We start from the raw sequence: 22199 nt of genomic DNA, 5'->3' as shown, positions 1-22199 counted from the left end.
ATATGTAAAGGCGAATTTGATAACTAGGAGAAATAACATGAGAGTCATATCAGGATCAAAAAAAGGATTGCCACTCAAGGCAGTGCCGGGAACAAATACACGACCTACAACAGATAAAGTAAAAGAATCTATTTTCAACATGATTGGTCCGTATTTTGACGGTGGAATTGCGGTGGATCTATTTGCGGGAAGTGGAAGCTTAGGAATAGAGTCATTAAGCAGAGGGATCGATTCATGTATTTTTATCGAAAAAGATCAAAAAGCGATTCAAACGATTAACGAGAATTTAGCAAAATGTCGTTTGGAAGATTCGAGTGAAATATATAAAATTGATGCTAGTCGAGCGATAAAAGCATTTGAAAAAAGGGAATTGAAAATTGAATTATTGTTTGTAGATCCACCGTACAATAAAATAGCTTTTTATGATTTAGCTGAAAAAATTGTTGAAATCGGGTGTATGAGTGATACAGGAGTTATCGTGTGTGAACATGATAAAACGGTTGACCTACCAACTGATTTAAGTAATTTTACTTTGGCTAGGCGAGAAACGTATGGGGGTACTATAATTTCAATTTATCGAAGAAGCACAGAAGAGGGGAATTAAAGTGGTTAAAATTGCAGTCGTACCGGGAACTTTTGATCCAATTACAAATGGACATTTAGATATTATTAACAGAGGAGCAGCTGTTTTTGGTCAAGTGAACGTTGTCGTTTTAAACAATTCTTCCAAAAATCCTCTTTTCTCAGTCCAAGAAAGAATAGATCTTATTAAAGAAGCGACAAAACATTTGCCCAATGTAAATGTAGAAACTTTTTCTGGTCTCCTGATGGATTATGCTGAAAATGTCAAAGCAAGTGCAATTATACGTGGACTACGAGCAGTTTCCGATTTCGAATATGAAATGCAAATAACTTCTATGAATCGTGTGCTAAATGATGAAATTGAAACATTCTTTATTATGACAAAGAACCAATATTCATTTTTAAGCTCTAGTATTGTAAAAGAAGTTGCTAAGTACGGTGGTAAAATTGAGGAACTGGTTCCTCCAGAAGTGGAAAAAGCACTCAAATTAAAATTCAGCAAAGATTAACCTTGCCCATGCGGCAAGGTTTTATTTTTGCGCGGAAATCTGGACTTTATTAAAAAATATAAAATAAAGGAATGATGAGTACGTGTAAAATGCGGAAGAATATATAGCGTCTAATTGGAATACCTGCTTTTTGGGCAAGTACAATAATTTGCATGTGAATACTAATTCCACTAAAAGCAACGACAACTGCTACTATAAATGGAAGTATCGCTTCTCCTGACAATATATCTCCTGCCAAACTAATTCCACCAGTCATTTCAAAAAAAGAAGCTACAAAGACTAATAATAAAGGAGAGATGGATGGAAGGACTTCTTTGACTGATTCAAAAACAATAATGCTTACTGTCGTGAAAAAAATAACAGTTGTACCAATTAGTAATAAAATTTGGGAGGTTTCTTTTATACTTTCTTGAAATGGAGAGACCGCTTTTGTTTTTTGGTATTCATTCCTTTGAATAGGGTTTGAAAAAATGATGAATACTAAAAGGAATAGTAAATTCACAAGGTGTATAATAATTAGTAATTTAAGACCAGCAAATTCTGCATGGAAAATTTCAATTCCAACAAAACCGATGACAAACATAGGGCTCGGTGCGTGGCAAATGCCTAATAGCCAGCTGGCATTACGTTCATTTAAAGTCCCCATTTCCTTTAAGGAGGAAATAACTGCTGCACCGCTTGGAAAACCTCCAATCGCACTTAATATGTAAACATTCAAGTATAGTTTAAACTTATTGGAAGTATGTAAAAAATTATTTTGTGACCTTATAAACATTTGTGTAATTACTAAATAAGGCAATAAATAAGGAAGTAAGGCGGTCGTAAAGATTTGCATTCCTTCTACGGCACCTTTATGTGCGGTGCCAGGTTGTAGAAACAATAAGATTATCAGTGCCCAACTTCCAATTGTAATTATTTTATGCATGTCAGCTCATCCTTTTTTTTCAATTTAGAAATTTTTAATTACCTGCTCATTTTATTATTCATTTGTTTTGTCAGAAAAAAATGGAAGTGATAAACTAATACTCATATATATTTAAGAAAGAGAGGGAGAACTCATGAAGAAGAGAAAGCCTGTTATCCTTCTTTTCGTATTAGCAATAGTACTTGCAATAGCTTTTTATCCATTGGAATCATATATTTCAAAACCCGGAGGTGCGTATGAACTTACTCCATTCGTAGAAGTCGAGGGTGGAGATGAAGATGATGTTGGAACGATGAGCCTACTCACAATTGCACTTGCAAAAGCAACACCGCTTACATATGCATACGCAAAAATAGTGGATAATCAGAAAATATATAAGGCAAATCAAATCCGGCAAAAAGATGAAGATGAAAAAGAATATAATGTTCGTCAATTAAAGCTTATGTCTGATTCTCAATTTAATGCTATAACGGTCGCATACAATCGAGCGAATAAGCCTTATACCATCAAAAATAACGGAATATTTATTTTTAACGTTGTTGATGGCAGTGCAGCTGACCGTATTTTGGAACCAGGTGATAAAATTTTAGAAATGGATGACATGAAGGATTTAACAGAGGAATCGATTCAAACATATTTAGCGGACAAACAAGAAGGCGATACAATCAGTTTAATGGTAGAACGAGACGGCAAGGAATTGAAGAAAGAGGTTACGCTAAAAAAAGTTCCTGGTGTTCTTGATAAACCTGGGATTGGTATTTCTTATAAAGAAGATAAGCTAGTAGAAACTACTCCTGTAGTACACATGAATACGGAAGATATCGGGGGTCCATCTGCGGGTCTTATGTTTACATTAGAAATTTTAAATCAATTGCTTCCTGAGGATATTACAAAAGGATACACGATTGCAGGGACGGGTGAAATGGAGCCCGATGGAACAGTAGGGCGCATAGGGGGTATTGCTTTGAAGGTAATTGCGGCAGATCGTAAAGGAATGGAAATAATGTTCGCTCCTGACGATGAAATTGACCCTTCCATTTTAGCGAAAAACCCAGATTTACAATCAAATTATGAAGAGGCCTTGAAAGCTGCAAAAAAAATAGGCACAAAAATGAAAATTGTACCTGTCAAAACAGTGGATGATGCCCTAGCATACTTGAACCAATTAGAGCCAAAATAATTAAGTCATATACGAATCGGAACTGTTCGAAACTCACTCCCAATCATACGCTGTCCAAAGGGAGTTTGTAAGCCTAAGTAATATAAATCCGTTGCTTTAAGATCTAATTGAAGTTGTATATTTTCTTTACTTGCAGCAACTCTACTTATTAGAGGAAGTTGCAAGTCTTTTTTTATCGCTTGTAAATAGGCTTGTCCTTTTTTAGTCATTCCTAATGGTCGAATATACGTTGGTAAATCTATTTCTTGCAATTGTTTCCATGAAAAATCAGTATAAATATGAGTTAACATTCTCTGAATTCTTGTCCATGTAAATCGTTTCGATTTAATTTTTTCCATAAAAGAATGGAAAGAAACACTTGTAATGGCCGCATTCCATATAGCATTTTCCATGCCTTCTGTCACTTCCGCAAATTTTGCTAGCGATTCTTTTGTATGTCGTAAAATTGTAAAACGAAGAAGGGGATAGAAATGTTCCCAGCTTCCGAATGCTTGAGCAGAGGTTTTCCATTGGAGTAGAGCGTCTGAACTAGTATATGGCAGAAAATGTTGAACGGCAGTCAAATCGTTCTCATCAAATAATACTTTTCGGATACCTGTAGCACTGGCGATCGTCTCCGTTGCTTTTGCAGGGTCATGATAATTTGCAATGATTCGTTGAATGGTCTCCGGTTGAATGTGAGCCTTTAATGTTTTAGCAGCCTCGATATAATGGTACCCTAAAATATTATTCGGCTTGGATAAATCCACTAATGACACGTCAGCACCTTTTGAAATTGCCCTATATGCTTCGTTTAATGCTTTCGGGTAACTAATTCCTTTTTTCATGAAAGTTGCAATTTGTGTATTATATTCAGCTTTATTGGTTAATAATAATTCATAGGTATTTAAAAACGCGTCTAAAGAGCCTTCCTCACTCCCAAAACAAAAAGCCTCACATTTTAATGCATCCAATAAATAAATTGCTCCTTTGGCAAAATCGCTTGCCTGAGCAGTAGCAAAAGCATAAGGTAACTCGATAACTAAATCTACACCTGCGGAAAGTGCCATTTTTGTTCGAGTCCATTTATCCACAAGTGCCGGTTCACCACGTTGTAGAAAGTTTCCCGACATGACTGCAATCATCACGTCGCTCTCAGTTTTTTGTCGAGACATTTGTAAATGATGCAAATGCCCATTATGAAATGGATTATATTCTACAATAATTCCAGTTGCTTTCATCTTCAAATCAAATCCTTTCCTTAAGGAGAGTATAATGTTAAAATAATGTAGTGACAAGAAATTATCTTGACATCTAAATTCAGTCATTATATAATCAACTTTGTTGTCTTGAGGTGATAATCGTATGAAATGGGCAATTAGTCAACTAGCAAAATATCGTGAAAACGGGATGACGTTAGATGAGTTCGTTACCCTTGAAAATGTGAAGGAACGAAACCCAGACGTTCGAAACATTTCACCCGTTCATGTAAAAGGGCACTGCACTTTTGGTGCAGCGCAAATGACTTGTCATTTTCAGCTTTCAGGGACTCTAATATTACCTTGTGCTCGCACATGGGAAAATGTAGAATATCCATTTGAGATTCAGTCTGATGAAATTTTCAACTGGTCTGAGACAGCAACTGCTTCTGCACAAGCTTATGATAATTTTCATGTAGTAGAAGGAGATGTCATTCAGGTAGACCCAGTTCTAGAAGAGTTAATTCTTTTAGAAATTCCATTGCAAGTGTATAAAGAAGGTGCAGACCAATTTACACACGAGGGTGGAAATGGTTGGAGTTATACAACAGATGATGATCTGAATGATATGCAAGAAGATGAACAACCAAAATTGGATCCAAGACTTGCTGATTTAGCTAAGTATTTTGATCAAACAGACGAATAATAGATCTGTAAGGAGGTGCCACCAATGGCAGTACCAGCTAGAAGAACTTCTAAAACTGTAAAAAGAAAACGTCGTACGCATTTTAAATTATCCGTACCTGGTATGGTTGCTTGTTCAAATTGTGGTGAAATGAAATTGGCTCACCGTATTTGTAAATCATGCGGTCAATACAAAGGGAAAGAAGTAGTGAGCAAATAATTCAGTATTTGTTCCTTGAAAGACTACCAAAGAGACCATGGCTCTTCGGTAGTCTTTTTCTTTTTAGGGAAATAAAGTGAGATTATTAGAGATACTGCATCTTAGTCGGCGTCCGCTTGGATTTCCGCTGAAGGACGGACGCTTTCCACGGGATGAGCGATGAGTCTTCACCGTCCGCTTAGGCGTTCGATGTGAAGTCTTATTTGACTCACTTGATCCTGTTGGAGTCGCCGTCCTTTTCGCTCCAATCCATCCAAATATACGCTTTTATCTGTATTTATTAGCCATTAAAAGTTAGGAAATGGCTTAGCGAGACCAATTGTCACTTGAAAGCAACCAATTCTCTATGAAGAGCAACCAGTTTGCGCTTGAAAGCAACCAAATTGGCAACGAGCGCAACCAATTCTCCACGTAAATGCTAGAGGACACTAATTATTATGCACTTTCCATGAAGAATCTGCTAAATTTAAATGGATTAGATCGTCCATTTAAATTTACGCAACATTTCAGTCGTTACTCGCAACATTATAAACCGGATGAGCAACATTTCACTACAAACTCGAACATTCTTTGCTTTCTCTGCTGGCGGCGACTCCTGCTGAGGCCAACAAGATGTTGGTCACGAAGGCGTTGCCACACGATGTGGCGCTCTTAGCCTTTGTTCCGCTGTGGGCAAATGAGCCAGCCCAACGACGCCTAAGCGGTGTGGCTGGCTCATCGCTCACCCGGCGGAAAGCGTCCGCTAGAAGAGAAAATCATAGCGGTCACTAGTCAACGTACTATGACACATTACTCCTATATTGTGAAGTATTTCTACAATCAGATTCCGGATAAATGGTTGAACACAATAGATACTGTTTTTACCTACAAACCGTTCTAATAGATTGAACAGCTCAAACTTGTAAGTTTCTCAAAATTATTGATCGTGGTTTATTTCTATAAGACTGTGGCTCCAATTTTAATGATTTTGCTATTTTTCTTTCATCATTCATTCTTTTTGTTAAATGATAGGTATGATACCTTAAATATATAAATTGTAAAGGGGCATGAACATGGCATATACAATTGACATACAAGGCGACATAATTATTTTCGAGATAAATAGACCTGCAATCCACAATGCGATTAATGGAGAGGTAGTAGAAGGTTTTAAACAATTAATACATAATGTAAAAACAAATGATTCTATCAAGTTAGCTGTTATTACGGGAGCAGGTGAAAAAACTTTTTGTTCAGGAGGAGACTTATCTGTTTTTCATAAGCTCAAAACGGAGCAAGAATCTTATGCAATGTTAAGTGAAACGGCCCAAGTTTTATATGAAGTGGCAACATTAAGTATACCTACAATCGCTTTATTAAACGGTACTGCTGTAGGTGGGGGATGTGAAATTGCTACATTATGTGACTATCGTTTAGTAAATAAAGAAGCAAAATGTGGGTTCATACAAGGAAAGCTGGCGATTACTTCCGGCTGGGGTGGAGGATCGTACTTATTTGAAAAAGGGATGAGACACGATTACGCATTACAAATGCTGACAGAGGCAGTTCCTTATAGTTCTGATCATCTACTTTCTATAGGATGGGCAACGGAAGTTTTCGAAGGTGATAAATACATGGCTTTGCATAAGTTTAGCGAAAAGATGATTGTTCCCCATGCATCCGTACTAAAAGCATATAAAAAACAAGCTATTCGAAAATGGGAAATTACAAAGCTAAAAGAGCGAGTGATGGAGGAAGTATCGACTTGTTCAATACTTTGGGAACATGATGAACATCACAAGGCAGTCGATGCTTTTCTAAGAAGAAAGTAAGAGCCAATTCCTTCTTCCCTTAAATATCATGAGAAGTCTTCCGCACTTTTCTTAAAAAGATAATAATAATTAGAGTCTATTTGTACCCACTTTGCATATATTAGTAAAAAAGCAAAGGGTGATAAACATGAATGTTAAAATTAGAAAAGATAGCTGGACTGCGGAAGAAGACAATCTTCTAAAAGAATTAGTTTTAAAGAAAATAGAACAAGGCCATACGCAAATTTCTGGATTTGAAGAAGCAAGCATTTTGTTAGGTCGCTCCAAACAAGCTTGTGCATTTAGGTGGAATAAGAATTTACGTCCTCAAATTTTCAAAAAAGAAATTCATGTGAATGTGCCTGTATCGAGGGAAGTAGCGGATTCCTCTTCTTTGCAAAATCATTTGCAGCTAGCAATGGAAAGCTATGATGAAATGAAGCAATCCTATGATGAAATTTCCAGTGCTTATAACTTATTGAAGAAAGATTATGAGCAGTTATTGAACTGGGCAAAACAAGGAATTACTCATATAGAAAGAAAGTAAAAAGGAAGTCTCTTAATCTAGAGACTTCTTTTTATATAAAAAAATTTCCTATCTAGTTGAAATCGCTTTCACTATTCGTATAGACTAATAGAGATGGGACATACCTTTCAAACAAGGGGGAATTAAAAAATGAAGAAAGTATTAATTGCAAATAGGGGAGAAATTGCACGAAGAATTATTAGAACATGTAAGAAATTAAATATAGAAACTGTTGCAATCTATTCAGAAGCCGATCAAGAATTACCATATGTAAAAGAAGCAGACTACGCTTTTTTAATCGGTCCGAGTCAAGTGCAACAATCTTACTTAAAAGCCGATGACATCATAGAACTTGCGAAAAGAGAACAAGTGGACGCAATTCATCCTGGTTATGGATTTTTATCTGAGAATGCAGATTTCGCTCGTAAAGCAGAGGCAGCGGGGATTCTATTTATCGGACCAAAACCAGAAACGATTGAAAAAATGGGAGATAAAATAGGTTCTCGGCTAACGATGATTGAAGCGAATGTTCCTGTAGTTCCAGGTACAGAAGAAGGTTTAAATTCGTTAGAAGCAGCAAAAGAAGCTGCATCTGCTATCGGCTACCCAGTGATGCTTAAAGCTAGCGCAGGGGGTGGTGGTATAGGGATGATTCGATGTAATGATGAAGCAACTTTAATCCAACATTTTGATTCCATTAAAACGCGTGCAAAATCATATTTTGGAAGCGATACTGTATTTTTAGAAAAATTCATTGATGCTTCTCGCCATATTGAAGTTCAAATTTTTGCTGATGCTCATGGCAATACAGTTCATTTATTCGAACGTAATTGTTCCGTTCAAAGAAGAAACCAAAAAGTACTGGAAGAATCTCCTTCACCGAATTTTCCACAAGAAGCTAAGGAAAAACTTTTTGAGGCTGCTGTGAATGCTGCAAAAGCGGTGAACTATGTAAACGCAGGTACTGTAGAGTTTATCGTCGATCAAAACCACCAATTTTATTTTTTAGAGATGAATACTAGACTACAAGTAGAGCATCCCGTTACAGAGGCTGTAACAGGATTTGACCTAGTAGAATGGCAGTTAAAAGTTGCTGCTGGGGAGGAACTGCCTGTAAAAGAACAACAGGATATTAAATCGAATGGACATGCATTCGAATTTAGAATATATGCAGAAGATCCAAAGAAATTTTTCCCTTCACCAGGCACAATAACGAACCTATCTTGGGGAGAGGTTAAAGATATCCGTATTGATAGTGGCTATGAAGAAGGAAATAAAGTGACTCCTTTTTACGATCCGATGATTTCAAAAGTTATTATTCATGCAGAAAATAGAAAATTAGCAATTGAGAAAGCACAAAAATTATTTTCTTCTGCTAAAATAGAAGGTGTGAAAACAAATATTCCACTTTTTCATGAATTTTTAGAAGCAGAAAGCTTTAAAAGTGGGATATATTCAACATCCGTTTTAGGGGAATGGATGGAAAATCAAAGGGAGGAAGTATCAAAATGAAAAATTTAGAATCAACAATGGCAGGAACAGTATTTACAGTAAATGTAGCAGTAGGAGAGGAAGTTTCTGCTGGACAAGTAGTAATGGTACTTGAATCGATGAAAATGGAGATTCCGGTAGAAGCAGAGGTTGCAGGAAAAGTTGCAACTATCAACGCTCAAGAAGGCGACTTCGTTAACGAAGGTGATGTACTAGTTACATTCGAATAAGCCGTGGTTATCTATTCAAAAATACAGTGAAAAACTAAGTATTATGGCAAGCTCTAGTTAATGAAGATTTGAACTGCCGCTTGGCTGGGAGGCGATATTAGTTCTTCAGCTGCCAAAAAACGTAGAATTAAGCTTCAACAAGAACGGGGATTGCTATATTTAGAGTGCGCTAGCGTTTTTTATAAGGGGGCAATACAAAGTGGGAGAAATAAAAGGATATAATGAACGATTAGAAGAAAAATTATCATCTATCTTTTCAGGTGGTCATGAGAAATACCATGAAAAAATGAAACAACAAAATAAATTATTTGTACGTGATCGTTTAGCATTGCTCTTTGACGGCGGTGAATATATTGAGGATGGCCGGTTTGCAAATGTTGAAGCGGGAGATTTACCAGCAGATGGTGTTGTTACGGCAACAGGCAAAGTAGGCGGCCAAACTGTTTGTGTAATGGCAAATGATTCTACGGTTAAAGCGGGTTCATGGGGATCTCGCACCGTTGAAAAAATTATTCGTATTCAAGAAATAGCAGAGAAAAATAGAGTTCCACTACTATACTTGGTAGATTCAGCCGGTGCCCGTATCACTGATCAGTTGGATATGTTTCCAAACCGTCGTGGTGCAGGTAAAATATTCCACAACCAAGTGAGGCTTTCGGGATTCATCCCACAAATTTGCTTGCTGTTCGGTCCATCTGCAGCAGGTGGTGCATATATTCCGGCTTTTTGTGATGTAGTTATTATGGTGGAAGGTAACGCTTCGATGTACTTAGGCTCTCCACGTATGGCGGAAAAAGTAATTGGTGAAAAAGTTACGCTAGAAGAAATGGGAGGAGCACGTATGCACTGTACAGTGAGTGGTGTTGGTGACGTGCTAGTAACTTCTGAAGAAGAAGCAATTTCAGAAGCGAAACGATACTTAGGTTTCTTTCCAGCTAACTATACGCAGAAACCGAAAAAAGTAGATGCAAAGGCTATTAAAGAAGGAAGAACATTAGAAGCAATCATTCCGGAAAATCAAAATGCACCATTTGATATGTATGAAGCAATTGATGCATTAATAGACGAAGGATCATTTTTCGATGTAAAAAAACTATTTGCACCTGAGCTAATTACAGGATTTGCTCGTATTGAAGGACAAGCAGTCGGCATAATTGCCAACCAGCCAAAAGCAAAGGGTGGAGTACTTTTTGTAGATTCAGCTGATAAAGCAGCGAAATTTATTTCGCTTTGCGACGCGTTTTCAATACCATTGCTATTTTTAGCGGATGTCCCAGGATTTATGATCGGGACAAAAGTAGAGAGAGCTGGCATTATTCGTCACGGGGCAAAGTTAATTGCTGCAATGAGTTCTGCTACCGTTCCAAAAATTTCTGTTATTGTCCGCAAAGCCTATGGAGCAGGATTATACGCGATGGCAGGTCCTGCGTTTGAACCGGATGTATGTATTGCTTTACCGACTGCGCAAATTGCAGTAATGGGTCCTGAGGCGGCGGTAAACGCTGTGTATTCAAACAAAATTGAAGCAATCGAAGATCCAAAAGAACGTTTAAAGTTTGTGCAAGAAAAGCATGCGGAATATAAAGAGGAAATTGATATCTATAAGCTTGCTTCTGAAATGATTATTGATGAAATTGTGGCACCAAGTAATTTGCGTAGTGAGCTTGCAAATCGTCTTCGTTATTATGAAAATAAAGAAATTGCACTTGCTCCTCGAAAACACCCAGTGCTTCCTGTATAATATCTCGTAAAAGTAAGGTCTACCACGATGGTAGGCCTTTTCTATAACAAGAGGTGATGTAGATGAAAATCGGAATTGTTGGAGCAGGATCTATTGGAATATTATTTGGAGCATATTTAGCCGAAGCCAATCATAACATTACATTTTTAGTCCGAAATCCTAAAATATCGGATAGTTTATACATAAAAAAAAGCAATATAGCCCCACAGTTAATCACTTGTAATCTCGAATATCGTATGCAAAACCTATACGAAATGGATTTAATCATTATTGCAGTGAAATATCATCATTTACATATGATAAAAGATGATTTAGATGCACTGCCATCAACTATACCTCTATTATTTCTACAAAATGGTTTGCTTCATCTCTCTTTTGCTAAAAGCTTAATGCAAAAAAACATTATGATTGGTTCAGTGCTACACGGTGCAACGAAAATAAATGCTAATACAGTTCAACATCTTGGGGTTGGAGTGACTTCCATTGGAATTTATAAAGGAGAATTATATCCAATAGAAGAGCTATTAAAAAGCAGTAGCGAACATTTTCCAATCATATTTATTCCGAATATAGAAGAAGTATTGTTTAAGAAAGCTATGTTAAATTGTTTGATCAATCCGTTGACGACTATTGCACAAGTTCCTAACGGGGACCTTGTAAAGGTTGAAGCATATAAAACCATTGTTAAAAATATGTATGAGGAATTAGTGAATGTATTTGAAGAGTGGAGAGAACGTTTGTCTTGGGAAGAAGTAGTAACGCTTTGTACAAATACACAATATAATCACTCTTCTATGTTAAAAGATTATGAGAACGGTCGCTTGATGGAACTAGACACTATCGTAGGGGCAATTATTAATGAGGCACAAAAAAGAAATAAAGAGTTGCCGATATTAAATACATTTTATTTATTATTAAATGAAAAGAATAAAGTAGGTGATCGACATCATTAATATTGTTTCGTTTTTCATTTTATACCCAGCAATACTATTTGTTTTAACATTTATTATTACTACATACTTTTTACATAATCGGAAAAAGTCGTTTGGCATTGCTGCAGATGTGACAACGTTTTTATTATTTTTCTCCGTTTCACATGTTTTTTTCATCATTTTTTCAATGAAAATTGGTTTTCTTTTAATTGTTTTTGCTTTAATACTAGCATCGATTATTACATATTTAGATTGGCGTACAAAAAATGAAATTGAAATTCAACCGTTACTCCGAAAAATTTGGAGACTATTATTTCTATTGCTTTGTTTATTCTATGCATTCATTTGGTTATTCGGAGTTATCCGATATGTTTTTAATTATATAAGCTAATAATTTTTCACGCGTTCTCATGTAGTGATATACTCTTAAGGTATTATAGTAAAGAGGTGGAAAAATCGTGCGATTAGAGCAATACACACAACCATTCGCTTCCTCATTTTATAAGAAATATTTGGAGGATACATCTAGTTTATCTTCTTTCTTTCATTATGAATGGAATCAAAAGGCACTTAATAAAAGACTTCAGGAAACCAACTTTGGCAAACATAAAAGAACCGAGCTTGTAAAAGTATTAACTGATTATATGAATATGTTCGGAATTTCTCCAAAAAGTAAAAAGCATTTAGAAGAACTGGAAGACAATGGAGTTGTCGTCATTGGGGGACAACAGGCTGGTTTATTGACTGGACCAATGTATTCTATTCACAAGGCAATTTCCGTTATTACGTTAGCAAAGCAACAACGAGAAAAACTTGGAGTACCAGTTATTCCGGTATTTTGGATTGCTGGTGAAGACCATGATATTGATGAGATAAACCATGTTTACATAGAAAGAAGCAGAAAACTTCAAAAGGTCGTATACCCTGCAAATTCTAAAATAAAGAAAATTGCATCTGAAACTATATTTGATAAACAATTAATCTATAATTACTTGGATGAAATTTTTCAAAGTTTACCGGAAACGCTTCATACAAAAAAACTTTTTACTAAAGTGAGTAACCTTTTAGAAAATAACGTAACATTTACGAACTTCTTCGCCGCTCTAATGAATGATTTCTTTCAAGAAGAAGGACTGCTTCTAATAGATGCTGCATATGAACCGTTTCGGAAGTTGGAAAGTGAGTATTTCCACCTATTTGTAGAGTACTCTTCAGAATTGTCGAAAATCGTATTGGAGAAAGAGGCGGAATTTGAGCGAGCGGGATTTGGTATGCCTATCCAAACGAAAGAATCAGCTGCACATTTATTTTATGTGGAAGACGGAGAACGTTATTTATTAGAAAGAAAAGACAAAATGTTCATCCATGAAGCAAAAGGGCTTTCCTTTTCAAAAGAGGAATTGATGCATATTGCAAAACACCATCCTGAAAAGTTAAGTAATAACGTAGTTACAAGACCGATTATGCAAGAGATGGTATTTCCTGTATTAAGTTTTGTTGGTGGTCCAGGAGAGATTGCATATTGGGGTACGCTTAAATCGGCTTTCGAGTTATTCCAAATGAAAATGCCTGTCATTATGCCCCGCTTAAGTATTACCATTGTAAACCCGAAAACACAGACTTTACTTGAAAAGTTTTCATTTACAATGGAAGATGTGTGGAACGGTGCTGTAGAAGATTCGAAGCTTCAGTACATCCATAATCATCGAAATGAACAAGTTCCTCAATTGATCGAAACGATAAAGCAGGAACTTGCGGATAAATACAAAAAGTTAGAGAAACTTTTATTAGATGATGACCTAAAACTGACCCCATTAGTGCAGAAAAATTTGCGCTATCATGAAAACCAATTAACATTTATTGAACATGCAATTGAAGATACATTACTTGGCAAGCTGGATGCCTCTATTAATCGATATGATCGAATCGTAATGGAATTGATTCCAAATGGAGGATTACAAGAGAGATCGTATTCCCCAGTTCAGTTATTAAATGAAGTAGGACTCGATTTAATTAAAGAACTTCTTGAAATTCCGTATGAATTTAACGGGAAGCATCATGTACTATATATTTAATATTAAAATTAGAACCGCTAGTCTCCATATTTTATATGGAGGCTTTTTTTTATAAGTCAGACCGTAAAAGCACTCTACAATAATTCTTTTTTAGCATTAGACGGTGAGTTTCACGCGAGGGGTAGTGAGTCCTACCCAAAGAGAAGCAAGTTTTACTCAAGGGTGGTGAGTTCCACCCAAAGAGAAGTCAGTTCCAAGCGAAGGGTAGTGAGTCCCACCCAAAGAGAAGCGAGTTTCACGCGAAGGGCGGTGAGTCCCACCTAAAAAGCCAGTTTCACTCAAAGGTGGTGAGTCCCACCCAAAGAGAAGCGAGTTTCACGCGAGGGGTAGTGAGTCCTACCCAAAGAGAAGCAAGTTTTACTCAAGGGTGGTGAGTTCCACCCAAAGAGAAGTCAGTTCCAAGCGAAGGGTAGTGAGTCCCACCCAAAGAGAAGCGAGTTTCACGCGAAGGGCGGTGAGTCCCACCTAAAAAGCCAGTTTCACTCAAAGGTGGTGAGTCCCACCCAAAGAGAAGCAAGTTTTACTCAAGGGTGGTGAGTTCCACCCAAAGAGAAGTCAGTTCCAAGCGAAGGGTAGTGAGTCCCACCCAAAGAGAAGCGAGTTTCACGCGAAGGGCGGTGAGTCCCACCCAAAGAGAAGTCAGTTCCACTCAAGAGGCGGCGAGTTCCACAAAAGAGACGTCAAGCCCCACCAGGCACGTTCCCCTGTCCAGCTATCCCCATTTAAACTCCAAACACATTCTCTTCGACACTATAAATGCACCTATTCAATCTTTTGCAACTACGATTAATGGAAAGGACTATCTAATAAACAGCATTAGTCGAAAAAACAACTAACTGCGCACGCAGAAAGAGAGCTCTTTCAACTACTTTCTGATTTATCGGACAATCTCCTTTTGTATGGACGAATAATTGCTTTTATAGGTCTCTCTACGCTTTTTTATGAAGAAAAAAATATTTTTTTGGCGCTTATCGTATCTCAACAAGTACTATTTACGCATTTTGAAAAATTAAAGGCTTATTTTTAAAAAAATGGGTGGAGGAAAGTGGGGGGATGTGGTATGTTAATCACATAAAGTGGGGTGCGTAGCATGTTCATGGGCGAATATCAGCATAATGTTGATTCGAAAGGAAGATTAATCATACCTTCCAAGTTCCGAGAGCATTTAGAAGATTGCTTTGTTTTAACTCGCGGTCTTGATAATTGCTTATTTGGTTATCCTATGAACGAATGGCGAAAACTCGAAGAAAAATTGAAAGAGCTTCCAGTCACCAAAAAAGATGCTCGGGCATTTACAAGGTTCTTCTTTTCAGGGGCAACGGAAGTAGAAATTGATAAGCAAGGACGTATTAATATTCCGGGTAATCTCCGCAGCTATGCAAAGATGGACAAGGAATGTATCGTTCTAGGCGTTTCTAATCGTCTTGAAATTTGGGCGAAAGACGCATGGGAAAACTATTTTGAGGAATCCGAGGATTCTTTTAATGACATTGCAGAAAATATGATTGGCTTCGATATTTAGAATTTAAAGGAGGAGAAAGGCTTGTTTCATCACACAACAGTATTATTAAAAGAAACGGTAGATGGACTTGCCGTTCGTCCAGAAGGTATTTACGTGGATTGTACTCTAGGTGGTGCAGGACATAGTGAATATTTAGTAAAACAATTGAATGAACATGGCAAATTAATTTGTTTTGACCAAGACATGACAGCTATTGAAAATGCAAAAGTAAAGCTTGCACCCTATTTAAATCAAGTAACTTTTGTACATGCTAATTTTCGTTATTTGAAAGAAGAGCTTGCTAAAATTGGAATTGAAAAAGTAGATGGGATTTTGTACGACTTGGGAGTTTCTTCCCCACAGCTAGATACTCCGGAACGGGGGTTTAGTTATAACTATGATGCACCTCTTGATATGCGAATGGATCAGACAAGTGAATTATCTGCGTATCATGTTGTCAATGAGTGGACGTATGAGAAACTTGTGAAAATTTTCTTCCGTTATGGTGAAGAGAAGTTTTCAAAGCAAATTGCTCGGAAAATTGAACAAGCGAGAGAAACAGCACCGATTGAAACAACATTCCAATTAGTAGAATTAATAAAAGCTGGTATTCCAGCAGCTGCCAGAAGAACAGGTGGGCATCCTGCTAAAAGAATATTTCAAGCAATACGAATAGCAGTAAACGATGAACTTGGAGCAGCGGAAGATTCGTTAGAAGACGCTATACAGCTTATCAAAGTGGGTGGAAGAGTTAGTGTTATTACATTTCATTCCTTGGAAGATAGGTTAGCAAAAACGATTTTTAAAGAAGCTTCATCTTTACCAGACTTACCTCCTAACTTGCCTGTCATTCCAGCAGGTATGGAACCGATGTTAAAACTAGTAACGAGAAAACCGATATTGCCTTCCGATGAAGAGTTAGAAGTTAACAATCGATCTCGTTCAGCTAAGCTACGAATTGTGGAAAAACTAATTGAAAAGGGAAGTGTCTAAATGGCTTTACGTAACCATCAATCGCAAACATACATAAGTCGGCCTTCTTTTCCTGAACAACCACAAATACAAAAGCCGACCAGAAAAAATAAAAAACTTTTATCAAAAGGTGAAAAAATTTTACTAATCTGCCTTCTAACCGTTGTAACAATATTTGCTTTAATGATCATCCAAACTCAAGCTGCTGTTCGTGCAACGACTACGGACATTTCTCTAATTGAAAAACAAATCGATACTACTTCAAAAGAAAATACAGACTTGTCCATACAAGTAAGCGAATTATCTACCTATGAGCGTATTTGGAAAAAGGCGGAAGAGCTCGGTTTGAAACTGAATGAGCAAAACGTAAAGGTAGTACCAGGACAATGAATAAAAAATTTCGTTTTCAATGGGGAGCCTTTCTAATGTTTTTACTATATGGAGGGCTCTTTTTTATATTGCTAAGCCGATTTGTTTTTATTCAAGTTACTGGGATGGCAGAAGGTCAAGTGTTAACAGCAAAAGCAGATTCAAAGTATAGTAGAGAGCAAGTTTTACAAGCCAGTAGAGGAAAAATTATCGACAGAAATGGAGATGTACTTGTCCAGGACACACTAAGTTATAAGATGATTGCTGTTCTTAGCCCAAAAGCTACTGAAAACAGCAAAGCTCCTAGACATGTAATAGACCCAGAGAAAACGGCCCAGGTATTAGCGGAGTATATCGATATGTCAGAAGAAGATATTCTGGCTTTATTGAAAAAAAATATAGAAAACGAAAAGTATCAAGTAGAGTTTGGTAAAGCAGGAAGAGATATTAGTCATAAAGAAATGAATGAAATAAAAGCACATAATCTTCCTGGTATTATATTTACTCAAGATTTGAAAAGATTATATCCTAACGGGCAATTTGCATCGCATTTAATCGGTTTTGCACTAAAGGAAGAAAAAGAGGATGGCAAAGCAGTAACCGTTGGGAAAATGGGTCTCGAGTATATATATGACAAAGAATTAACAGGTACACCTGGGAAAGTAGAATTTAAAAGTGATACAAAAGGATTTTTACTTCCAAATGCAGAAAAAATGATTACAAAACCGAAAGACGGGCAAGATATCTATTTAACTATTGATAAAACGATTCAAAATTTTTTAGAGGATGCGTTAAACAGAGCGGAGGAAAAATATAATCCTGAAAAAATGACCGCTATTGTAGCGAATGCTAAAACAGGAGAAATCTTGGCAATGTCCCAAAGACCGACATTTGAACCTAATACTCGTGATGGATTATCGACCAATTGGTTAAACGAAGCAACGGAACAAACGATTGAGCCAGGTTCTACGATGAAAATTTTTACGTTAGCATCAGCAATTGAAGAAGGTGTGTGGGATCCGAATGCTACATACAAATCAGGTTCTTATACTGTTTATGATAGAACTATTAGTGACCATAACGTCTACGGTTGGGGTTATATCACATACTTGGAAGGTTTTCAACGTTCCTCTAACGTTTCGATGGCATACTTATTGAACAAAATTGGTGACGAAACCTTTATCGAATATATTCATCGTTTTGGTTTTGGAGAAAAAACAGGTATCGACTTACCACATGAGGCAAGTGGGACGGTGCTTGACACATATCCTATTAATAGGGTCACAACGACCTATGGACAAGGTACTACTGTAACTCCTATTCAAATGGTTCAAGGAATGACCGCCATAGCTAATCAGGGTAAGATGATGCAACCGTATGTTATTGATAAAATTGTTGATCCGAATACTGGTAAAGTGTTAAGCAATCATGAACCAGTTGAAAAAAAGTCGCCGATTTCGGCAAAAACAGCGGATCAAGTAAAGGAAATTTTAGCTAGTACAGTTACTTCTGAACATGGTACTGCGAAACGATTTAAGTTAGATGAATATACCACAGCAGGAAAGACGGGAACAGCACAGATTGCAAAACCTGGTGGAGGATATTATTGGGGAAGGGAAGTGTTTTTATATTCTTTCTTAGGCATGGCCCCAGTTGAAGATCCACAACTAATTGTGTATGTCACTGTTCATAAACCAAAGTTAAAACTAACAGAAGCTGGTTCGGAGCCAGTGGCTGAGATCTTTAATTCTGTAACAGAAAAAAGCTTGAAATATTTGAACGTTCAGCCTGAAAATCTAGAGCTAGCTTCTTCCATCGAGATGCCAAACGTAGTAGGTAAAAATGTTATGGAAAGTCAGAGTATGCTAGAGTCACAAGGACTGAAAACTGTTATAATTGGGCAGTCAGAAAATGTAACGGAGCAGTATCCAGCTCAAGGTAATTCTATTATTTCAAGTGGTACTGTATTTATAAAAGGACAAGGTGATATTCAGTTACCAAATTTTACAGGTTGGTCAAAAAGGAATTTAATGATATATAAATCATTAGCCAATCTTCCAATTGAAATTATTGGTGAAGGATTCGTTACAGACCAAAGTTTGACAGCGGGTTCTATTGTATCGAGCGAAACGCCTATAGTAGTCCGCTTATCTACTCCTGAAGAAACAACCTATATTGAACCTATTGATGAGGAGGTAGCGGAAGACTTAGAAGTTCTTCCGCAAGATTAATCATTAGGAGCTAACTCAAACTTAAAACAAATTAGCCAAAGGAAATTGGAGAAAAAGTAAAGTAGAGAATAGTTATGGTTGTTTTCTCATACGTTATCTAAAACGAATAAAAAGGGGAAAAGGGCATTACTAAAATAAAACAAATGATCCGTCTTCGAATGATTTGGATTATGACGATTATTTTATTTGTATTAGTTGGTGGAAAGTTAATACAGCTACAATTTTTCCAATTTGATGAATTGACGACGAAAGCAAAAGAGAGCTGGGACCGAGAACTTCCTTACTCATCGCTTCGAGGAAATATTTTAGATAGAAACGGGGAAGTGATTGTTGGAAACAAGCTCTCCCCTACACTATTTTACATGCCATCACAAAATAATGAGCCAGAGCAAGTGGCCGAAGAAATCGCGCCGCTTATCAATATGGAAAAAGAAGCACTATACGAACAACTCAATAAAAGAAAATCTATCGTGAAGATTGCACCTGCTGGAAAAAATATTTCTTCTGAACTTGCAATGGAAATTCAGGATAAAAATATTAAAGGATTGTATGCTGGCGTTGATTACATACGAGATTATCCTTATGGTGATATGTTATCTAGATTGCTAGGCTTTACTGGATATGATCCGAAAGGACTTGCAGGAATTGAATACCAATATGATTCTGTATTAAAAGGAAAACAGTCTGCTATACGAATGTACACGGATGCTAAGGGAATACCTTTACCACATGTAGATGACGGATGGAAAAGTGGTGTAAAAGGGAATCATGTTCAATTAACGATAGATATGAAAATTCAACAGGTCGTGGAAAGAGAACTCTCTCAAGCTATGAAACAGTACGATGCGACACAAGCTATTGGAATAGCGATGAATCCAAATACGGGAGAAATACTTGCACTTGCATCTGCACCAAATTTTGATCCTGCCAATTATCAAGAAGTGGATTCTACTATTTACAATCGTAATTTACCAGTTTGGATGACATTTGAACCCGGCTCTACATTTAAAATAATTACATTAAGCGCCGCATTGGAAGAGAATGTTGTGGATTTGGAAAATGATCATTTTCATGATATTGGATATACGATGATAGAAGGTTCCAAACTACGATGCTGGAAAAGAGAAGGACATGGAGATGAAACTTTCATGGAAGTGGTCCAAAACTCATGTAACCCGGGTTTTATCGAGCTAGGAAGAAGAGTAGGTCCAGATAAGCTTCAAGAGTATATTCGGAAATTTGGTTTTGGACAATCAACAGGTTCGGGCATGGCTGGAGAATCAACGGGCATCCTATTTAGTAAAGATCGATATGGTCCTGTTGAACATGCAACTACTTCATTTGGTCAAGGCATTTCAGTGACACCTATTCAACAAGTTCAGGCTGTTGCAGCAGCAGTAAACGGTGGTTATTTATATAAACCATATATTGTGAAGAATGTTTTAGACGGGGAAACAAATGATGTTTTATCGAGTACTGTACCAGAGATGAAGAACCAAGTAATCAGTGAAGAAACTTCTGCAAAAGTTCGAGACGCACTAGAGCATGTTGTCGCAATAGGCTCGGGAAGAAATGCATATAGAGATGGTTTACGAATTGGTGGAAAAACAGGAACTGCACAAAAGGTAAAAGACGGTAGGTATATGGATGGTGAATATATCGTATCTTTTATCGGTTTTGCCCCAGCGGATAATCCGGAACTTATTGTATACGTTGCAATTGATAATCCTAAAAATTCTACGGTATTTGGGTCAACTATTGCGGCACCAATTGTTGGGCAAATCATTGAAGACTCGCTTGAAGTTACTGGTGGAGGTACACAAATTGAAAAAGATTACAGATGGGGGGACGTTCAACAAGTACGTGTTCCAAATTTAGTAGGAACAAAGAAAAAAGAAATAACGTCCTATATGTATCCTTTTTCAATAGTTTGGCACGGTGATGGGGATGAAATACTTACCCAGTTACCGAAAGAAAATAGTCTGATTCCTATAGACGGAAAAGTACATGTTTACACGAAATAACTATTTACAAAATAAATAACTATGGAACAATCAGCGATAGTTGATGGCAATTAAGGAGATTTTTTTCATGACATTATCTGCAACGATTACAACACTTTTTGTTAGTTTTCTTATTTCTGTTATTCTTGCACCAATCATTATTCCTTATTTAAGAAAAATGAAGTTTGGTCAAAGCATCAGAGAAGAAGGACCTGAATCACATCAAAAAAAAGCTGGGACGCCGACAATGGGCGGTCTTATATTCATTATCTCCATCATCATATCGACAATTGGTCTTTCTTTTTACTTTGATAAACTAACAACCCAATCGATCGTACTACTCATTATTTTAGTTGGATTTGGTGCTATTGGCTTTTTGGATGATTTTATTAAAGTCGTACTCAAAAGAAATCTGGGTTTAACTTCTATTCAGAAGTTGATTGGTCAAATTATTATATCAATCATCGCTTATTTTTTATTGAAACTAGGCCCATTTGATACAACACTTGCTATTCCATTCACGAATATTGACTTTTCACTTGGTCAATTTTATGTGGCTTTTCTAATCTTCTGGTTAGTTGGATTTTCTAATGCTGTGAATCTGTCAGATGGATTGGATGGATTAGTGGCGGGGACAGCATCGGTTTCGTTTGCGACATTTGCAGTTCTTGCACTGGTGTATGAACAAACTGATATTGCTATTTTTGCATTTAGTGTGGCTGGCGCTCTTTTAGGGTTTCTTTTATTCAATAAAAACCCTGCAAAAGTATTTATGGGTGATACTGGTTCTCTCGCACTAGGTGGAGCACTTGCCATGGTATCTATTTTAGTCAAACATGAATTACTACTTGTTATTGTCGGCATTATCTTTGTTGTAGAAACATTGTCTGTTATTTTACAAGTAATTAGTTTTAAAACGACAGGAAAGCGCATTTTTAAAATGAGTCCGATTCATCATCATTTTGAGCTTTCTGGCTGGAATGAGCGTAAAATCGTTACTGTATTTTGGGCTATTAGCTTTATAGCTGCGATGCTTGTTGTATTGATGGAGGTTTTGTAA

21 protein-coding genes are annotated in these 22199 nt (G+C 36.9%); 19 read left to right on the top strand and 2 right to left on the bottom strand.

Annotated features, from left to right (window positions below):
* Positions 1-37: 37 nt before the first annotated feature.
* Both rsmD and coaD read left to right on the top strand, forming a co-directional pair.
* Positions 38-604, top strand: coding sequence for a 16S rRNA (guanine(966)-N(2))-methyltransferase RsmD (gene rsmD, locus FS486_RS00950; RefSeq protein ID WP_144509380.1), 567 nt, complete (start codon positions 38-40; stop codon positions 602-604).
* 1 nt (position 605) lies between these two features.
* On the top strand, positions 606-1091 hold the full coding sequence (coaD, locus tag FS486_RS00945) for a pantetheine-phosphate adenylyltransferase (RefSeq protein WP_144509379.1): 486 nt from the start codon (positions 606-608) through the stop codon (positions 1089-1091).
* Positions 1092-1140: 49 nt separating this feature from the next.
* On the opposite strand, the gene FS486_RS00940 is transcribed toward coaD, so the two are convergent.
* Positions 1141-2016, bottom strand: a complete 876-nt coding sequence (locus FS486_RS00940; RefSeq protein ID WP_144509378.1) for a hypothetical protein — start codon at positions 2014-2016, stop codon at positions 1141-1143.
* 133 nt (positions 2017-2149) lie between these two features.
* Between FS486_RS00940 and FS486_RS00935 the strand changes: the two genes are divergently transcribed.
* Positions 2150-3196 (top strand): SepM family pheromone-processing serine protease, encoded by a 1047-nt coding sequence (locus FS486_RS00935; RefSeq protein ID WP_144509377.1) that lies wholly within the window; start codon positions 2150-2152, stop codon positions 3194-3196.
* Positions 3197-3201: 5 nt separating this feature from the next.
* Here FS486_RS00935 and FS486_RS00930 read toward each other — a convergent pair whose 3' ends face one another.
* Positions 3202-4416 carry a nucleotidyltransferase gene (locus FS486_RS00930; RefSeq protein ID WP_144509683.1) on the bottom strand — a complete coding sequence of 405 codons (1215 nt, stop codon included), beginning with the start codon at positions 4414-4416 and terminating at the stop codon, positions 3202-3204.
* A gap of 124 nt (positions 4417-4540) precedes the next feature.
* Here FS486_RS00930 and FS486_RS00925 point away from each other — a divergent pair, with 124 nt between their 5' ends.
* The 16 genes from FS486_RS00925 (at position 4541) to mraY (ending at position 22199) form a co-directional block, all read left to right on the top strand.
* Positions 4541-5080, top strand: a complete 540-nt coding sequence (locus FS486_RS00925) for a YceD family protein (protein WP_144509376.1) — start codon at positions 4541-4543, stop codon at positions 5078-5080.
* Positions 5081-5104: 24 nt separating this feature from the next.
* Positions 5105-5278, top strand: a complete 174-nt coding sequence (gene rpmF / locus FS486_RS00920; RefSeq protein ID WP_093263953.1) for a 50S ribosomal protein L32 — start codon at positions 5105-5107, stop codon at positions 5276-5278.
* Positions 5279-6330: 1052 nt separating this feature from the next.
* A complete protein-coding gene (locus FS486_RS00915) occupies positions 6331-7089 on the top strand; it encodes an enoyl-CoA hydratase/isomerase family protein (RefSeq protein ID WP_144509375.1) in 759 nt (252 codons plus the stop codon).
* 127 nt (positions 7090-7216) lie between these two features.
* Positions 7217-7615 carry a transcriptional regulator gene (locus tag FS486_RS00910; RefSeq protein ID WP_144509374.1) on the top strand — a complete coding sequence of 133 codons (399 nt, stop codon included), beginning with the start codon at positions 7217-7219 and terminating at the stop codon, positions 7613-7615.
* Between the two features lie 129 nt (positions 7616-7744).
* A complete protein-coding gene (locus FS486_RS00905) occupies positions 7745-9106 on the top strand; it encodes an acetyl-CoA carboxylase biotin carboxylase subunit (protein WP_144509373.1) in 1362 nt (453 codons plus the stop codon).
* The gene (locus tag FS486_RS00900; RefSeq protein WP_144509372.1) at positions 9103-9315 is read left to right on the top strand and encodes an acyl-CoA carboxylase biotin carboxyl carrier protein subunit; all 213 of its coding nucleotides are present in this window, start codon (positions 9103-9105) and stop codon (positions 9313-9315) included. The genes FS486_RS00905 and FS486_RS00900 overlap by 4 nt, the downstream gene beginning before the upstream one ends.
* Positions 9316-9514: 199 nt before the next feature.
* On the top strand, positions 9515-11056 hold the full coding sequence (locus tag FS486_RS00895) for an acyl-CoA carboxylase subunit beta (RefSeq protein WP_144509371.1): 1542 nt from the start codon (positions 9515-9517) through the stop codon (positions 11054-11056).
* Between the two features lie 62 nt (positions 11057-11118).
* Positions 11119-12009: a 2-dehydropantoate 2-reductase gene (locus FS486_RS00890; RefSeq protein ID WP_144509370.1), complete on the top strand. Its 891-nt coding sequence runs from the start codon at positions 11119-11121 to the stop codon at positions 12007-12009.
* Positions 11993-12379, top strand: a complete 387-nt coding sequence (locus tag FS486_RS00885; RefSeq protein ID WP_144509369.1) for a DUF3397 family protein — start codon at positions 11993-11995, stop codon at positions 12377-12379. Before FS486_RS00890 ends, FS486_RS00885 begins: the two co-directional genes overlap by 17 nt.
* 67 nt (positions 12380-12446) lie before the next feature.
* Positions 12447-14063 carry a bacillithiol biosynthesis cysteine-adding enzyme BshC gene (bshC, locus tag FS486_RS00880; protein ID WP_186321280.1) on the top strand — a complete coding sequence of 539 codons (1617 nt, stop codon included), beginning with the start codon at positions 12447-12449 and terminating at the stop codon, positions 14061-14063.
* A gap of 1090 nt (positions 14064-15153) precedes the next feature.
* Positions 15154-15585: a division/cell wall cluster transcriptional repressor MraZ gene (gene mraZ, locus FS486_RS00875; RefSeq protein ID WP_144509367.1), complete on the top strand. Its 432-nt coding sequence runs from the start codon at positions 15154-15156 to the stop codon at positions 15583-15585.
* 21 nt (positions 15586-15606) lie between these two features.
* A complete protein-coding gene (rsmH, locus tag FS486_RS00870) occupies positions 15607-16557 on the top strand; it encodes a 16S rRNA (cytosine(1402)-N(4))-methyltransferase RsmH (RefSeq protein WP_144509366.1) in 951 nt (316 codons plus the stop codon).
* A complete protein-coding gene (gene ftsL, locus FS486_RS00865) occupies positions 16558-16926 on the top strand; it encodes a cell division protein FtsL (protein WP_144509365.1) in 369 nt (122 codons plus the stop codon). It begins immediately after the preceding gene.
* Between the two features lie 35 nt (positions 16927-16961).
* Entirely contained in the window at positions 16962-19136 is a 2175-nt protein-coding gene (locus FS486_RS00860; RefSeq protein WP_144509364.1) for a penicillin-binding transpeptidase domain-containing protein, read from the top strand.
* 158 nt (positions 19137-19294) lie between these two features.
* Positions 19295-21160, top strand: coding sequence for a penicillin-binding transpeptidase domain-containing protein (locus FS486_RS00855; RefSeq protein ID WP_260857985.1), 1866 nt, complete (start codon positions 19295-19297; stop codon positions 21158-21160).
* Between the two features lie 67 nt (positions 21161-21227).
* Positions 21228-22199 carry a phospho-N-acetylmuramoyl-pentapeptide-transferase gene (gene mraY, locus FS486_RS00850; RefSeq protein WP_144509362.1) on the top strand — a complete coding sequence of 324 codons (972 nt, stop codon included), beginning with the start codon at positions 21228-21230 and terminating at the stop codon, positions 22197-22199.

The sequence above is a fragment of the Bacillus sp. FJAT-22090 genome (assembly GCF_007676755.1).
Taxonomy (GTDB): Bacteria; Bacillota; Bacilli; order Bacillales_A; family Planococcaceae; genus Psychrobacillus.
Note: the sequence above shows the minus strand (reverse complement) of the source record. Positions and strands in the feature narration are given on the sequence as shown.

Bases quoted from the DNA above. Each gene is read 5' to 3' on its own strand.
- rsmD (WP_144509380.1), top strand. From the start codon at position 38: ATGAGAGTCATATCAGGATCAAAAAAAGGATTGCCACTCAAGGCAGTG.
- FS486_RS00940 (WP_144509378.1), bottom strand. From the start codon at position 2,016: ATGCATAAAATAATTACAATTGGAAGTTGGGCACTGATAATCTTATTG.
- FS486_RS00935 (WP_144509377.1), top strand. From the start codon at position 2,150: ATGAAGAAGAGAAAGCCTGTTATCCTTCTTTTCGTATTAGCAATAGTA.
- FS486_RS00930 (WP_144509683.1), bottom strand. From the start codon at position 4,416: ATGAAAGCAACTGGAATTATTGTAGAATATAATCCATTTCATAATGGG.
- FS486_RS00925 (WP_144509376.1), top strand. From the start codon at position 4,541: ATGAAATGGGCAATTAGTCAACTAGCAAAATATCGTGAAAACGGGATG.
- rpmF (WP_093263953.1), top strand. From the start codon at position 5,105: ATGGCAGTACCAGCTAGAAGAACTTCTAAAACTGTAAAAAGAAAACGT.
- FS486_RS00915 (WP_144509375.1), top strand. From the start codon at position 6,331: ATGGCATATACAATTGACATACAAGGCGACATAATTATTTTCGAGATA.
- FS486_RS00910 (WP_144509374.1), top strand. From the start codon at position 7,217: ATGAATGTTAAAATTAGAAAAGATAGCTGGACTGCGGAAGAAGACAAT.
- FS486_RS00905 (WP_144509373.1), top strand. From the start codon at position 7,745: ATGAAGAAAGTATTAATTGCAAATAGGGGAGAAATTGCACGAAGAATT.
- FS486_RS00900 (WP_144509372.1), top strand. From the start codon at position 9,103: ATGAAAAATTTAGAATCAACAATGGCAGGAACAGTATTTACAGTAAAT.
- FS486_RS00890 (WP_144509370.1), top strand. From the start codon at position 11,119: ATGAAAATCGGAATTGTTGGAGCAGGATCTATTGGAATATTATTTGGA.
- mraZ (WP_144509367.1), top strand. From the start codon at position 15,154: ATGTTCATGGGCGAATATCAGCATAATGTTGATTCGAAAGGAAGATTA.
- ftsL (WP_144509365.1), top strand. From the start codon at position 16,558: ATGGCTTTACGTAACCATCAATCGCAAACATACATAAGTCGGCCTTCT.
- FS486_RS00860 (WP_144509364.1), top strand. From the start codon at position 16,962: ATGTTTTTACTATATGGAGGGCTCTTTTTTATATTGCTAAGCCGATTT.
- FS486_RS00855 (WP_260857985.1), top strand. From the start codon at position 19,295: ATGATTTGGATTATGACGATTATTTTATTTGTATTAGTTGGTGGAAAG.
- mraY (WP_144509362.1), top strand. From the start codon at position 21,228: ATGACATTATCTGCAACGATTACAACACTTTTTGTTAGTTTTCTTATT.